This window comes from Klebsiella sp. M5al (assembly GCF_002090195.1).
Taxonomy (GTDB): Bacteria; Pseudomonadota; Gammaproteobacteria; order Enterobacterales; family Enterobacteriaceae; genus Klebsiella; species Klebsiella grimontii.
The window spans coordinates 3,656,697-3,670,255 of sequence record NZ_CP020657.1 but is presented as its reverse complement, the minus strand read 5'-3'; the positions used below and the strand labels follow the sequence as shown (position 1 = coordinate 3,670,255).

General features: G+C 59.0%; 13 protein-coding genes. 5 read left to right on the top strand and 8 right to left on the bottom strand.

Annotated elements, in window-relative coordinates; genetic code table 11:
- Window positions 1–14: 14 nt before the first annotated feature.
- Window positions 15–767: a proteasome-type protease gene (locus BWI76_RS17665; protein WP_004138542.1), complete on the top strand. Its 753-nt coding sequence runs from the start codon at window positions 15–17 to the stop codon at window positions 765–767.
- On the opposite strand, the gene BWI76_RS17660 is transcribed toward BWI76_RS17665, so the two are convergent.
- Window positions 752–1,519: an AraC family transcriptional regulator gene (locus BWI76_RS17660; RefSeq protein ID WP_004138543.1), complete on the bottom strand. Its 768-nt coding sequence runs from the start codon at window positions 1,517–1,519 to the stop codon at window positions 752–754. The genes BWI76_RS17665 and BWI76_RS17660 overlap by 16 nt on opposite strands.
- Before the next feature lie 94 nt (window positions 1,520–1,613).
- On the opposite strand from BWI76_RS17660, the gene BWI76_RS17655 reads away from it, so the two are divergent.
- The 3 genes from BWI76_RS17655 to BWI76_RS17645 all read left to right on the top strand — a co-directional run bounded on the left by BWI76_RS17655 (window position 1,614) and on the right by BWI76_RS17645 (window position 4,633).
- Window positions 1,614–2,753 carry a multidrug effflux MFS transporter gene (locus tag BWI76_RS17655; protein WP_064371827.1) on the top strand — a complete coding sequence of 380 codons (1,140 nt, stop codon included), beginning with the start codon at window positions 1,614–1,616 and terminating at the stop codon, window positions 2,751–2,753.
- Window positions 2,754–2,856: 103 nt separating this feature from the next.
- Complete coding sequence (locus BWI76_RS17650) at window positions 2,857–3,840, top strand: fatty acid desaturase (RefSeq protein WP_004138545.1); 984 nt, start codon at window positions 2,857–2,859, stop codon at window positions 3,838–3,840.
- Complete coding sequence (locus BWI76_RS17645; RefSeq protein WP_004138547.1) at window positions 3,833–4,633, top strand: phosphate/phosphite/phosphonate ABC transporter substrate-binding protein; 801 nt, start codon at window positions 3,833–3,835, stop codon at window positions 4,631–4,633. Before BWI76_RS17650 ends, BWI76_RS17645 begins: the two co-directional genes overlap by 8 nt.
- A 366-nt stretch (window positions 4,634–4,999) precedes the next feature.
- On the opposite strand, the gene BWI76_RS17640 is transcribed toward BWI76_RS17645, so the two are convergent.
- The 7 genes from BWI76_RS17640 to BWI76_RS17610 form a co-directional block, all read right to left on the bottom strand.
- Window positions 5,000–6,337: an LLM class flavin-dependent oxidoreductase gene (locus BWI76_RS17640; protein WP_151387080.1), complete on the bottom strand. Its 1,338-nt coding sequence runs from the start codon at window positions 6,335–6,337 to the stop codon at window positions 5,000–5,002.
- A 61-nt stretch (window positions 6,338–6,398) separates the two neighbouring features.
- Window positions 6,399–7,298 carry an ABC transporter substrate-binding protein gene (locus BWI76_RS17635; protein WP_004133633.1) on the bottom strand — a complete coding sequence of 300 codons (900 nt, stop codon included), beginning with the start codon at window positions 7,296–7,298 and terminating at the stop codon, window positions 6,399–6,401.
- 41 nt (window positions 7,299–7,339) lie between these two features.
- Window positions 7,340–8,008 (bottom strand): ABC transporter permease, encoded by a 669-nt coding sequence (locus BWI76_RS17630; protein ID WP_004133632.1) that lies wholly within the window; start codon window positions 8,006–8,008, stop codon window positions 7,340–7,342.
- Window positions 8,008–8,637 (bottom strand): ABC transporter permease, encoded by a 630-nt coding sequence (locus tag BWI76_RS17625; protein ID WP_004133630.1) that lies wholly within the window; start codon window positions 8,635–8,637, stop codon window positions 8,008–8,010. Before BWI76_RS17625 ends, BWI76_RS17630 begins: the two co-directional genes overlap by 1 nt.
- Window positions 8,630–9,718: an ABC transporter ATP-binding protein gene (locus BWI76_RS17620; RefSeq protein WP_064371842.1), complete on the bottom strand. Its 1,089-nt coding sequence runs from the start codon at window positions 9,716–9,718 to the stop codon at window positions 8,630–8,632. The genes BWI76_RS17625 and BWI76_RS17620 overlap by 8 nt, the downstream gene beginning before the upstream one ends.
- A 179-nt stretch (window positions 9,719–9,897) precedes the next feature.
- Window positions 9,898–10,584, bottom strand: coding sequence for an RluA family pseudouridine synthase (locus BWI76_RS17615; RefSeq protein WP_004133628.1), 687 nt, complete (start codon window positions 10,582–10,584; stop codon window positions 9,898–9,900).
- A 59-nt stretch (window positions 10,585–10,643) separates the two neighbouring features.
- On the bottom strand, window positions 10,644–11,537 hold the full coding sequence (locus BWI76_RS17610; RefSeq protein ID WP_004133627.1) for a LysR substrate-binding domain-containing protein: 894 nt from the start codon (window positions 11,535–11,537) through the stop codon (window positions 10,644–10,646).
- Window positions 11,538–11,851: 314 nt separating this feature from the next.
- Between BWI76_RS17610 and pckA the strand changes: the two genes are divergently transcribed.
- The gene (gene pckA, locus BWI76_RS17605; protein ID WP_004133626.1) at window positions 11,852–13,492 is read left to right on the top strand and encodes a phosphoenolpyruvate carboxykinase (ATP); all 1,641 of its coding nucleotides are present in this window, start codon (window positions 11,852–11,854) and stop codon (window positions 13,490–13,492) included.
- Window positions 13,493–13,559 lie beyond the last annotated feature (67 nt).

Sequence of the window (13,559 nt, the reverse complement as noted above, 5' to 3'; positions counted from 1 at the left end):
AGGAACGAAAAACGATGACCTACTGTGTGGCCATGTGTTTGTCAGATGGACTGGTATTTGCCTCAGACTCCCGCACCAACGCGGGAGTGGACCATATTGCAACGTTTAAAAAACTGCACGTTTTCCATCAGGATGGCGAACGGGTCATGGTGCTGCAGTCGGCGGGCAACCTGGCCACCACGCAAAGCGTGATTAACCTGCTCAGCGGCCGCATTCGTACCCAGCAGGAGCCCAATCTGATGCAGGTGACCTCGTTATACGACGCGGCGATGCTGATCGGTAAAACCTTGCAGGAAGTGATTCAGCGCGACAGCAGCAATCAGCAGAACTGCGGCAATACCAACTTCAACTGCAACCTGCTGCTCGGCGGGCAGATCGCCGGGGAAACGCACAGGCTGTTTCATATCTACCCGGAAGGCAACTTTATCGAAGCCACGCGCGACACGCCCTATTTCCAGATTGGCGAGAGCAAATACGGCAAGCCGATCATCGACCGGGTGTTGACCATCGATACTCCGCTGGAGCAGGCGATGTGCTGCGCGCTGATCTCGATCGACTCCACCCTGCGCAGTAATCTTTCGGTGGGGCTGCCGCTGGACACGCTGCTGTACCGCAGCGGGAGCCTGAGCAGCGCCGAACAGCATCGGATCACCGAAAGCGATCCCTATTTCAATACCATTCGCAAAGCGTGGTCCGAGGGGCTGCAAAGCACCTTTCTCAAGCTGCCGCCGTTTACGCCGGGCGGCCAGAATCAGGAGGAAAAATAGCGCCCCGGGGTCATGCCGGTCATGGTGCGGAAAAAGTAGATAAAAGCGCTATCGCTGGCGAAGTCGAGCGCCTGTGCCGTATCGGTGATGCGCTCCCCGGTTGCCAGCATCTCGACCGCTTTCATTAATCGCCACTGTTGTCGCCACTGCTGGTAGGTCATCCCGGTATCGCGGCGGAACAGGCGGCTGATGGTTTTTTCGCTGGCGCCGCAGCGGGCAGCGAGCGCCCCAAGCGCCGGCGGCAGCGCGTCGCCGCAAACCATCGCCAGCCGTTTATCCTGCGGCAGCGCGAGCATCATCGGCTCCCGGGCCGCGAGGCGAATTTCCGCCTGGCACAGGGCGGCAAGATGCCGCGCCGGTTCGGCTTCCCAGTCGGTATCCCAGGGGCTGGCGCTGATGCGTTCTAATAGCTCGCGCAGCAGCGGCACCACGTTGAGTATCGCCGACTGCGTTGGCAACTGAGGGTAACGCTGCGGCTGAAACCAGACGGAACGATAGTCGACAATGTTTTTCATCTCCGCGCGATGGCGGACTTCGGCGGGGATCCAGGCCGCGCGCCCCGGCGGAAGCAGGCACAGCAGGGCGCCATCGTTAAGGGTCAAACGGACGCATCCCTGACGGGTAAACAGAATCTGCGCCATCTTATGCTGGTGGCTACCGGAATCGTGATCCCCTAACGCCGACTGCACGCCAATCAGGTGAGTTTTTAAGGTATCCGGATCGAATGCCGCATCAGCGTCAAGCCAGGCCATAATGTCTGATTTCCGATATTTAAAGTCATTATGTTTATAATGATCGAAAAACGGCCTGCCTACAATAGCGCCTCTTGTTTATCAGGAGGTGGATATGTTGGGACGTGCCGCGCGGGTGCTGGTGACCGCGCTACTGATGTTTCCGCAAATAGCGGAAACGATTTATAGCCCGGCGCTGACCGATATCAGCGCCCAATTTTCCGTGAGCGCGCCGCAGGCGGCGCAAACCCTCTCCGTCTACTTTATCGGTTTTGCCGTCGGCGTACTGCTGTGGGGCGGATTCAGCGATCGCTACGGTCGGCGTCCGGCTCTGCTGGCCGGACTGGGCGTTTATGCGATGGGATGTCTGATGGCGCTGTGGGCCGCGGATTTTTCGCTGCTGCTGGCGGCGCGGATAGTGACGGCTATTGGCGCGGCAACCGGCTCCGTAGTGACGCAGACGGTCCTGCGGGACTGCTATAGCGGGCGGCAGCTGGCGGAGATTTTTTCGTTTATCGGCCTGGCGCTGGCGGTGAGTCCGGCCGTCGGGGTCTATATCGGCGGCGGACTGACCGCCATCTGGGGGATGCGCGGCGTCTTCAGCGCGCTGGCGCTTCTGGCCGCCGCGCTCCTGCTGGGCTGCCTGCGGCTGATGCCGGAAACGCGTCCGCAAAATCGCGCTGGGGAGCCGTTTCTTCGCGTGCTGCGGCGGATGGCGGGGGATAAATATATTGCGCTGGCGGCAATACTGGTGGCGGCATTTAACGTCAGCCTGTTCAGCTACTACAGCCTGGCCCCCTTTCTGTTCGCCCGATTCGATCTTGATACCCTGACCTTTGGCTACAGCGGCATGGCGCTTGCCGCCGGTTCGCTGCTCGGCGCGCTGCTTAACCGCGTGCTGCTGCGTCAGCATGTCCCGCTGGGGCGGATACTCGCCATCGCCTGCATTCTGCACTTCGTCGGCGGCGTCGCGGTGTACGTGCTGCGGGAATCGATCTGGTTTGTGGCGCCGGTGGCGCTGGTCACCCTTGCCTGGGCCATGGCGATCCCGCTGGTGCTGGGGTCGGCGCTGAGCGCCTACGGCGACTGTCGGGGCACCGCCGGCGCCTTTTTCGGCCTGTTTTATTATGTGCTGATTGGCGCCGGTCTGCTGGCGGCCGGGTGGGGGCAATCGCTGGGAGCGTCGCTGCTGGTTTGCGCAGGCGTGAGCATTTTTGCCGGGTGGCGCTATATCACCGTGTTCGACAGAGGGTAAGGTCATTTTCTGGCAAAGCTAAGTGATTTAACTTCTTTGTTATTTAACGCGTTATCTCACATCTTCGGGGGACAAAAGATAACGCGAAAAGGTAGCGGCAGGAATGGCAAAAAGCAGGTCGGTCTATCTGCATCCGCAGCAGCGTGAGCGGATTCATCAGTTTTCCCGTAGCTGGTTGTGGCGCAGCGAGCTGCCCACCTGGCTGCTGATCGTTGCCGTCTACGGCGGCTGGTTTGCCTCGCTGGCCTGGTGGCGCGAGCTGGGGATTTTCCCCGCCACGCTGCTGCTCATCTGGTTCACCGCCTGGTATATGTCATTGCAGCATGAGCTTATTCACGGTCACCCCACGTCGCGGCCATGGTTTAATCAGCTGCTGGGGACGCTGCCGCTGGCGGTCTGGTATCCCTACGGGCTGTATCGCGACTCGCACCTGGCGCATCATAATCATCAGCTGCTGACGCAGCCCGTTGACGATCCGGAATCCTACTATTTTACGCCGCAGAGCTGGCGACGTTTTGCCCCCTGGCAGCGCAGCCTTATTCATCTGCGCAATACGTTTCTCGGCAGGCTGCTGGTGGCGCCGCTGCTGGATATTGCCCAGACGCTCACCAGCGCGCTGGCGGCATTTCGTCACCGGCGGGTGAACGTGATAGCGATGTGGCTGGTTCACGGCCTGCTGCTGGCGGCGCTGTTCGCGTGGATGAATCACCTCGGCTTTTCGCCGCTTTATTTCGTGCTGGCTATCAGCTACCCGGCGCTGGCGTTGACCAAAGTGCGCTCTTTCCTTGAACACCGCGCCGCGGACGATCCGCTGGCCCGTTCGGTGATTAACGAAGCGGGGCTGGTCTGGCGGGTGCTGTTTCTCAATCTCAACTACCATTCAGTGCATCACGATTTGCCGGGCGTGCCGTGGTACGGGCTGCGAAAAATCTATCTGTTTAATCAGGCGGACTACCAGCGGCGCAACGCCGGGTTTGTGGTGCGCGGTTACGGTGAATGGCTACGGCATTTTTTTGCCAGATCGGTGGCGGTGAATGCTCATCCCGGGTTCAACCAGCAGGGTAAGGCGGATAAAGACCATGAGTGAAAGGCTGGCGTTTCCGATGTACGCGGTGAATGACGAGGATACTCAGGCGCTCTGGCGGGCGGTGCGGCAGCTGCTGGCGGCCCGTGGCGTGGTGGATGAGGATACGCTGTCATATCAGGTACCTGAGGATCTGCTGATCCACTGGCGCCATCCGGCGCTGCTGCTGAGCCAGACCTGCGGTTATCCGCTGATGACGCGGCTGCCGGCAGCGCAAACGGTGGGCTGTTTTCACTATTCGGCGCCGGGGTGCGAAGGGCGGAACTACCGCAGCCTGCTGGTGGTGCGTGAGGCGGAGAGCCGGCAGACGCTGGCGGATTTTCGCGGGCGTCGGGTCGCGTGCAATTCGCCGGATTCCCAGTCCGGCTATAACGTGCTGTTAAAAATGGTCGCGCCGCTGTCGCGCGATGGGCGTTTCTTCTCGGCGGTAGCGTTTAGCGGCAGCCATCGTCAGTCGCTGCGTGAACTTCAGCAGGGGACAGCGGATATCGCCGCCATTGATTGCGTGAGCTGGGCGCTGCTGCAGCGCCATCAGCCGGAGGCGCTGGCGGGGCTGGTGGTGATTGCACATAGCCCGCTCGCCCCGGGTCTGCCGCTGATTACGTCGGCGACGACGTCCGCGGCGACGCTGGGGCTGCTGAGAGAGGTATTGCAGCAGTTGGTGAGCGATGAACGCTACCGGCCGCTTTGCGAAGCGCTGTTTATCTGCGGCTACAGCGATATGCGGCGCGCGGACTATCAGCTGCTGCTGGCGTGGCGTGATGAGGCGGCGGCCAGAGGCGTCGTGCGGCTGTAGGCGGCAATTTTCCCGGGCCGCGGCGCAAGCGCCTTGCCCGGGCTACCCGATCGCAGGCGGTTGTGAACCCGTAGCCCGGCTAAGCGCAGCGCCACCGGGATAAAACCGCGCCGGGGTTTCAGGCACAGCACCTTCCCCGGAGGCGATGCTTGCGCATCTGTCCGGGCTACCGGCCCTCGGACGGCTGCGAACCCGTAGCCCGGGCAAGGCGCGTTGAGCGCCGCCCCCGGGAGCAGAGCGCAGAGTGGCTGAATTTCCCGGAGGCGATGCTTGCGCATCTGTCCGGGCTACCGATCCGCGGGCGGCTGGGAACCCGTAGCCCCGGTAAGGCGCCAGCCGCCACCGGGGAAATAAGCAGAAGCCCCGCTATGACGCCTGCGGTTTGCCATCCCGGCGGGCGAAGCGATTTTCGACGACCGGCAGGCCCAGCTTCTCACGCAGGGTGCCGGTCGGATAGCGATCCCGCATCGCGCCGCTGCGCTGCAGAATCGGCACCACCTGCTCAACGAAGCGGTCGAAGTCCCCCGGCAGCAGCGGGAACATCAGGTTAAAACCGTCGGCGGCGCCGGCGCGCCAGGTTTCCGTCAGCGCGCTGGCGATCTCCTCGGCGCTGCCGATTAGCAGCCAGCTATCGGAGCTTTGCAACAGCAGCTTGCCCAACGCCAGGATCGTCAACCGCGGATCGTAATCACGAATCAGCCTGAGGGCGGTGCGGATCCCATCAAAGGTCTCTTCCTCCGGCAGCGGCGGCAGCGGTTGGTCGACGGGATAAGCGGATAAATCCATGCGCAGATAGGAAGAGAGCAGGTCGATGGCCATCTGGTCGCTCATTAGCTGCTCGTTAAGCCGCTGGCGTTCCTCCTTTTCCGCGTTTGAGTGCACCACCACCGGTAAAACGCCGGCGATGATTTTGAAATGCGCCGGATCCCGGCCGTGGCTGCGCAAACGCTGGTTCATCTCCTCGCGGTAGGCCAGCCCCTCAGCGATAGATTTGATAAACACAAAATGCATATCTGACCAGGCGGCGGCGAGATTTTTACCCGCCTCAGACGAGCCGGCCTGCACCAGGACCGGATGCCCCTGCGGCGGGCGAGGGACGTTCAGCGGCCCGCGCACGCGGAAGAACTCGCCCGCGAAATCAAGATGATGCACCTTACTGGAATCGGCAAACAGCCCGCTGGCTTTGTCATAGCGCACCGCGCCGTCTTCCCACGAGTCCCACAGCTGAGTGACCACATCAATAAACTCACCGGCGCGCTGGTAGCGGCTGCCGTGCTGCGGCAGGTGGTCAAGGCCGAAGTTGGCCGCTTCCTCCTCCAGCCATGAGGTCACGATATTCCAGCTGGCCCGCCCGTTGCTGAGAAAATCAAGGGAGGCGAAATAGCGGGCGAGATTATAGGGCTCGTTATAAGAGGTGGACGCCGTGCCCATCAGGCCGATATGTTCCGTTACCGCCGCCAGCGCCGAGAGAAGAGTGATGGGCTCAAGCCGGGCGTTGGCGTAATGGGTTAAGCCGCTGGGCACCGTGTCCCAGATAGCGATATGGTCGGCGACAAAAATGGCGTCGAGCGTCGCGGCCTCCGCTTTACGGGCCAGATCGACATAGTACTTGAGGCTGAAAATTTCCTTCTCCGGCGCCTGCGGGTGACGCCAGGAAAAGCGGTAGTCACCCTGGGGATTGAAGAAGAAAAGGTTCAGGATCATAGGATTATTTGGCATTTTCTCGGCTCATTTGGAGGTGATGCCTTCCCTGGCATGGCGGCGATCAGTTGCCGTTGAGGTGCGTTTTGACCCACTGCTCGGCCACCGCTGCCGGATCTTTATGCTGCAGATCGACCTGCTGGTTAAGTTCGATCAGCGCGGCGTTGTTCAGCTTGCCGGAGACCTCATTGAGCACTTCGCTGATTTTCGGCGTCAGGCTGGCTTTGCGCACCAGCGGCACCACGTTCTGGCTTGGCTGTTCATGCTTATCATCCTCCAGGACTACCCAATCCTCTTTTGCGAGGTTGCCCTGAGTGGAGACGACCGTGGCGACGTCGATTTTGCCGGAGTTAAGCGCCAGACGGGTCAGCGGCCCGCCCATATCCAGAGATTTCACCGCCTTAAATTCAAGCCCGTAGACGCGCTTAAGGCCCGGCAGGCCCAGGGCGCGCACCGGGAATTCTGGCGGGCCGCCGATAGTCAGCTGATGGGCCACGGGCTGCAGGTCGGAAAGCTTGCTGAGGTGATATTTTTTTGCCGTTTCCGCGCGCACGGCCCAGGCGGTAATGGACGAGGCCGGGGAGGGAGTGAGCAGCGTAAAGTCCGCCGGCAGCGCTTTGGCTAACTCAGCGCTAACGTCGCTCTGGCTGGTGGCCAGCGTTTTGCCGTCATAATAGTTCAGCAGGGCACCGAGATATTCCGGAACAATATCAATTTCGCCGCTCTGCAGCGCCGGAATAATAATCTCGCGATTGCCGAGATTAAGGCGGGTTTTCACCGCAATATCGTTTTTCTTTAGTGCGCTGGCGTAAATATTGGCAAGGATTGAACTTTCGGTGAAATTCGCTCCGCCAATGGTGACGTCCTGCGCCAGGGCGTTAAAACTTAAGCTTAATAATCCCGCGGTGAATACCGAAAGACGCAAGCGGCGACGATGCGCGGAAATGCCAAATAGCTGCTTCATAATACCTCTTTACCTGCAGGTGGTTTTTTGTTGTTGGGGAATTAATTTATTTGCGCGACCGGCGCCGGGACGATGCGCCGGGAGAGTAATGAAAAAAGCAGTTCGCAGCCGATGGCCAGCAGCGATACCACTAGCGAACCGGCAATAACCTGGGGAATATCGCGCTGGCCAAGTCCGTCGATCAGAAAGCGCCCGAGGCCGCCAAGGCCGGCGTAGGCGGCGACGACGGCGGTCGCGATCAGCTGTACCAGCGCGGTCCGCAGGCCGGCGAGTATCAGCGGCGCGGCGAGCGGTATCCGCAGCTGCCACAGGCTCTGGAGCGGCGTCATGCCCAGCGCTTTTGCCGCATCGCACAGCTGACGGTCGGCATGATAAATGCCAACCCAGGCGTTGGTGAGGATCGGCGGAATCGACATCGCCACCAGCGCTGTAAATACCGGAATATCATTAAAGCCAAACACAATAATGCATAACAGGATTAAACCTAAAGAGGGAATGGCGCGACCAATATTAAACAGATTGATAATCACAAACGCGCCCTTGCGCCAGTAGCCGAGAATAATCCCCAGCGGCAGCGCAATCGCCGAGGCAACGACTATGCTGATCAGCACATAATAAAGATGTTCACGTAGACGAAGTAATATTCCCGCATCGCCTGTCCAGTGCTGCGGTTGTAATAACCAGTGAAACGTTGCTTGCAGGATATCCATTAGCGGGCCCACGGCGTTAGCCAATAGCCGACGCGGGCAATCAGCGAATCCAACAGCAGAGATAACACAACGCTGAGCGCCAGGCTGACCGCGATAGGCGTGACAAAGTTCTGGTTAAACCCGGCTAACAGAAGCTGCCCGAGACCGCCCTGGCCAATTAAGGCGGTGACCGTCACCAGTCCGACCAGCGTCACCGAAGCGATGCGTAACCCGGCGAACAGCGAGGGCAGCAGCAGATGCAGCTCTATATCGACAAAACGAAACCAGCGGGTATAGCCCAGCGCGCGCGCCGACTCCAGCACCGTCGCCGGGAGTTTCTCTATTCCGGCGATAACGTTGCGCAGCAGGATCAGCAGCGAGTAGAGCGTCAGGCCAATAATTGAGGTCATCAGCGACAGTCCGGTAAACGGCAGTAAGAGAATAAACAGCGCCAGAGACGGGATAGTGAACAGGATCCCGCACAGGTAGATCAGCGGCTGGGCGGTCGCGGGCCAGCGCAGCGTCAGGCTAATCAATACGCCGGTGAAGAGGGTGCCGAAAAACAGCGAAACGATCACCAGCTGTACATGCTGCCAGAGCAGTTCACCGATCATGATTTTGTTGTCGAGGATCCACAGCCAGTCAATCATAGCGGCGAAGATCCACGCGGCCTTCCAGCACGTTCTGCAGCAGAGCGTGGGAGATGCTGCCCTGATATTCACCGTCGGCATCGACATGAACCACTACGCCGCCGGGGGCATCCAGCAGCGCGCTGTAGGCAAAGCGCAGCGTGTTGATGGCCGCCAGCGGCGCGTCGACCGGCAGCGTCCGGCGCTTAACCGGATCGAACCAGTTCAGCGGACGCCGTTTTTTGTCCAGCACCAGGCGCAGCGGACTGGCGACCGGCGGATGCGGGCTGGCGATGGGGGAGAGGCTCTCATCAATAAGCGGCACATCATGGCGCGGGAGCTGTCCGACCTGAATTCTCCCCAGCCGTTGCAGATTCGGTTCGGGGCCGATAAAGCGGCGCACAAAGTCGCTGGCCGGATGCGACAAAATATGGTCAGGCGTAGCGAACTGCGCCAGCTCGCCGCCCTCCTGGAAGATAGCGATTCTATCGCCAAGGCGAATAGCTTCATTGATATCATGGGTCACCAGGACGATCGTTTTGCGCAGGCGCTGTTGCAGCAACAGCAGCTCGTCCTGCAGGCGCTCGCGAACGACCGGGTCGATAGCGGCAAAAGGTTCGTCCATCAGGAGAACTGGCGGATCGGCGGCCAGCGCTCTGGCGATCGCCACGCGCCCCTGCTGGCCGCCGGAAAGCTGGTGCGGATAGCGGGGCAGGACGTTGCGGTCGAGAGACATCAAATCCACTAATTCGTCGATGCGCGCCTGGATATGCTTTTTGCTCCAGCCGAGAAGGCGCGGAACCGTGGCTATATTTTGCGCGACCGTACGATGTGGAAAGAGGGCGGCGCTTTGCATGACAAAGCCAATTTGGCGGCGCACCTGAATAATATCGGCAGCGGCAAGCTTAACGCCCTGAACGTATACGTCACCGGCATCAGGAACATCCAGCTGATTAATCATCCGCAGTATGGTTGTTTTTCCGCACCCGCTGGGGCCAACGAAAGTGCACAGTTCGCCGCTATTAATCACCAGACTAAGGCCGCGAATAGCCGCATGCGCGCTGCCGGGGTAGGTCTTGCGAATATTATCGAGTTTAATCATAAAGCCGTTGCGCCCTGAATGTTCTTTCATGAAAAGCATGAATAGAGCACAAGCTACAGAGGCGGTGATTAACGAGCAAATATGATATTTGCATTTGCAATGCCGCGATTCGAATTAAAGCGTCGACGTCAATCAGCGTGCGGGAGAGATTCGGTAAAGGGGCTGGCGAGTGGGGCGAGTTAAAACCCGCAGGGACTTATCGCATCGATCCGCTCTCCGCTAACCGGATGCATGAAATGCAGTTCGCTGGCGTGCAGCATCAGGCGCGGCGCCTGTTCTGTTCCCGGAAGTAGCAGACCGCCGTACAGGTCGCAGCCCAGAATAGGGTGACCAAGCTGCTGGCAGTGAATACGCAGCTGGTGGGTGCGGCCGGTTTCCGGCGTCAGCTGGACCCGCGTCACCGGCACGCTATCTTGATAACGCAGGCGCTCAACCACCCGATAGCCGGAGCGGGCTGGCTTGCCGCGGCGCGGGCAAATCGTCATCAGCGGAAACAGCGCCGGATCTTTGGCTATCGGGGCGTCAATGGTACCTTCATCGTCCGCCAGATGCCCGCACAGCAGCGCGCTGTAGACTTTGCTCACCGCACGCTGGCTGAACTGCTGGCAGAGGGCGGCGTTGATGACCTTGTTGCGCGCAATCACCATCAGCCCGGAGGTGCCGAAATCAAGACGATGCGCCAGAGCGCAGCCGGGAAACTGCTGTACCAGCCGATAATGTACCGAGTCGAGATTGCGCGGATTTTTCCCTGACAGACTGAGCAAGCCTGCGGGTTTATCGATCAGCAGCAGATGCTCATCCTGATAGAGTATGTCGATTTCAGCGTGGCACGGCGGGGCGATAAAGGTATCGATAATCGTAGACATCAGGCTGCGCGAATAAGGAGTGGATGCGGATGATAGCGAATTTTCCGCCGCCAGGCGAATTATGCGCTCACGGCGCTCGTCGACTTAATATGCTGCCAGAAACGCTCGGCGGACTGATTAAGCCGCGCGCCGGAGCGATAGATGTAGGCGCCGATGGGCAGCGACAGGCTCGCATCCATAATCGCCAGGCGGCCTTCTTCAAGCTCGCGCTTGATCGAGTACTGCGGCAGCCAACCCACCCCGTCGCCGTTGAGGATCATGCGTTTTAATAGCTCGCTCATGGAGGATACGAAGGTTAACGAGAAGGTAATCTCCGGCTTGCGGTCGATAACCTGGTTCACCTGGCGACCCATATAGCTGTCGTTGGCGTATTTCATCAGCGGCAGCACCCCGCGGTGCAAATTAAAAAGCGGCCTGCCGTGTTTATCGCAGGGGGAGACGAGATGCAGCGCCGAGTCGAATATTTTGTGATTGATAAACGGATAGTTCATCAGCTCTTCATTATAAAACGACAGGATAAAATCACTCTTGCCTTCTTTCAGATTGAACACGGCGTCGTTGACGTTAATCGATTCAACATGAAAAGTTTTATTCTTTCTGTCGGTATAACCGGCGATAATTTCGGGGAGCAATAAAACGGAAAGCGAAGGCGCCGCGTCGATTCTTATTTTCTGAGTCGTGTTGTTCAGCCCTTTAATTCGGCTGATCTGGAAGTCCATATCGTCGAGCATATTACGCGCATAGCCGATAAAAATCTTTCCGCGGTTGGTGAGCTGGAGCGGGTTCGCCGAGCGGTCGAAGATGCTGAAGCCCAGCGAGGCCTCAAGCGCCTGAATCCGGCGGCTGAACGAGGATTGTGATATATTCCGGCTTTTTGCCGCCAGCGTAAAGCTTCTGGACTCCTCAAGGGCAATCACATCGTAAAGCCATTTTACTTCCAGATTCGCCAGCACAGACTCTTTCCCCACCCCTGCAATAATAGCTATGCAATTTTAGCATAACGCATAGAAACTATGCAATTAACATAATTATCTACAGGTGTTAACATTTTTTGCAGAGTTAGCTTATGACTTATTCGTGTAAGCGATATGTCTAAAGTACAGGCGAAACCCTACACGAGCACGATTTTAAATCGCCGGCTCTGGTCTGCTCATCCTGTTTATTTAATTACCCGATGGTTTTTTATTAAAATAAATCCATCCGTTTCACTGACAGGTTGAAATAGCCTAATAGCATCTTATCCAGCCAATAGTTTGTCAGGAGTGCCATGTCACGTATTGAATCAGTAAAAGACGCTCTTCTTTCGCTCGGTATTCAGGAGAGCAGCGAGCTGTTTTATAACCCCGATTACGACTTGCTGATTGCGCATGAAACCAGCCCGGAATTAACCGGCGCGGCGCGCGGCGTCATGACCGAGTCCGGGGCGGTTGCCGTGGATACCGGGATCTTTACCGGGCGCTCGCCGCGCGACAAATATATCGTCAGGGACGAGCTGACGCGTGACACCGTCTGGTGGGCCGATTCCGGCCTGGGCCGCAACGATAATAAGCCGCTGAGCAGCGAAATCTGGGCTGACCTGAAGGCGCTGGTCGCCGGGCAGCTGAGCGGCAAGAAACTGTATGTTGTTGATGCCTGGTGCGGCGCCAGCCCGGCGACGCGCCTCGGCGTCCGCTTTGTCACCGAGGTGGCCTGGCAGGCGCACTTTGTGAAAAACATGTTTATTGCGCCGAGCGCCGAGGAACTGGCGGAATTTACGCCGGACTTCGTTGTCCTCAACGGCGCGGGCTGCACCAACGATAAATGGCAAGAGCAGAGGCTTAACTCCGAGAACTTTGTCGCGTTTAACCTCAGCGAAAAAATTCAGCTGATCGGCGGCACCTGGTACGGCGGCGAGATGAAGAAAGGCCTCTTCTCGGTGATGAACTATCTGCTCCCGCAGCAGGGAATTGCCTCGATGCACTGCTCGGCGAACCGCGGCGAAGCGGGCGACGTGGCGCTGTTCTTCGGCCTTTCCGGCACCGGTAAGACCACGCTTTCCACCGATCCGCTGCGTCAGCTGATCGGCGATGACGAGCACGGCTGGGATGATGACGGCGTGTTCAACTTCGAAGGCGGCTGCTATGCCAAGACCATTAATCTTGACCCGCAGGCCGAGCCGGAAATCTATCGCGCGATTCGCCGTAACGCGCTGCTGGAAAACGTGGTGGTCAGAGCCGATGGCAGCGTGGATTACGCCGACGGCAGTAAGACTGAAAATACCCGCGTCTCTTATCCGTTATCGCATATTGAAAACATCGTGAAACCGGTGTCGCGCGCGGGCCATCCGTCGAAGGTGATTTTCCTCGCCGCCGATGCGTTTGGCGTGCTGCCGCCGGTATCCCGCCTGACGACCGAGCAGATGCAGTATCACTTCCTGTCCGGTTTCACCTCGAAGCTGGCCGGCACCGAGCGCGGCATTACTCAACCGACGCCGACGTTTTCCGCCTGCTACGGCGCGGCGTTCCTGCTGCTGCACCCGACGCAGTACGCCAGCGTTCTGGCGGCCAAAATGGCGGAGGCCGGCGCCGAGGCCTGGCTGGTTAATACCGGCTGGAACGGCGAAGGCAAGCGCCTTTCGCTGCGCGATACGCGCAATATCATCAGCGCGATTTTAAACGGTACCACCGGCGAGCTGCGTGAAGAAACCGTGCCGGTGTTCGGTCTCGCTATCCCGCAAAGCGTGCCCGGCGTCGACAGCGCGCTGCTTGACCCGCGTAGCGGCTGGCCTTCTGCCGACAAATGGCAGGAGAAGGCCGAGAGCCTGGCGCAGCTGTTTATGGATAACTTTAAGCAATACAGCGATACCGACGCCGGGGCCCGGCTGGCGCTAGCCGGCCCGACGCTGGCCAAATCCGCCGTCACGGCATAAGCTATTTTTTCAGCGACAAGCCCGGGCACCCGCCCGGGTTTTTTTATATCCGCAGCGTTCCTGGGCC

Excerpts from the sequence above, each read along its gene's own strand:
- BWI76_RS17615 (WP_004133628.1), bottom strand. The coding sequence starts at position 10,584 with ATGTCTACGATTATCGATACCTTTATCGCCCCGCCGTGCCACGCTGAA.
- BWI76_RS17665 (WP_004138542.1), top strand. The coding sequence starts at position 15 with ATGACCTACTGTGTGGCCATGTGTTTGTCAGATGGACTGGTATTTGCC.
- BWI76_RS17630 (WP_004133632.1), bottom strand. The coding sequence starts at position 8,008 with ATGGATATCCTGCAAGCAACGTTTCACTGGTTATTACAACCGCAGCAC.
- BWI76_RS17650 (WP_004138545.1), top strand. The coding sequence starts at position 2,857 with ATGGCAAAAAGCAGGTCGGTCTATCTGCATCCGCAGCAGCGTGAGCGG.
- pckA (WP_004133626.1), top strand. The coding sequence starts at position 11,852 with ATGTCACGTATTGAATCAGTAAAAGACGCTCTTCTTTCGCTCGGTATT.
- BWI76_RS17655 (WP_064371827.1), top strand. The coding sequence starts at position 1,614 with ATGTTGGGACGTGCCGCGCGGGTGCTGGTGACCGCGCTACTGATGTTT.
- BWI76_RS17625 (WP_004133630.1), bottom strand. The coding sequence starts at position 8,637 with ATGATTGACTGGCTGTGGATCCTCGACAACAAAATCATGATCGGTGAA.
- BWI76_RS17640 (WP_151387080.1), bottom strand. The coding sequence starts at position 6,337 with ATGATCCTGAACCTTTTCTTCTTCAATCCCCAGGGTGACTACCGCTTT.
- BWI76_RS17635 (WP_004133633.1), bottom strand. The coding sequence starts at position 7,298 with ATGAAGCAGCTATTTGGCATTTCCGCGCATCGTCGCCGCTTGCGTCTT.
- BWI76_RS17620 (WP_064371842.1), bottom strand. The coding sequence starts at position 9,718 with ATGATTAAACTCGATAATATTCGCAAGACCTACCCCGGCAGCGCGCAT.
- BWI76_RS17660 (WP_004138543.1), bottom strand. The coding sequence starts at position 1,519 with ATGGCCTGGCTTGACGCTGATGCGGCATTCGATCCGGATACCTTAAAA.
- BWI76_RS17645 (WP_004138547.1), top strand. The coding sequence starts at position 3,833 with ATGAGTGAAAGGCTGGCGTTTCCGATGTACGCGGTGAATGACGAGGAT.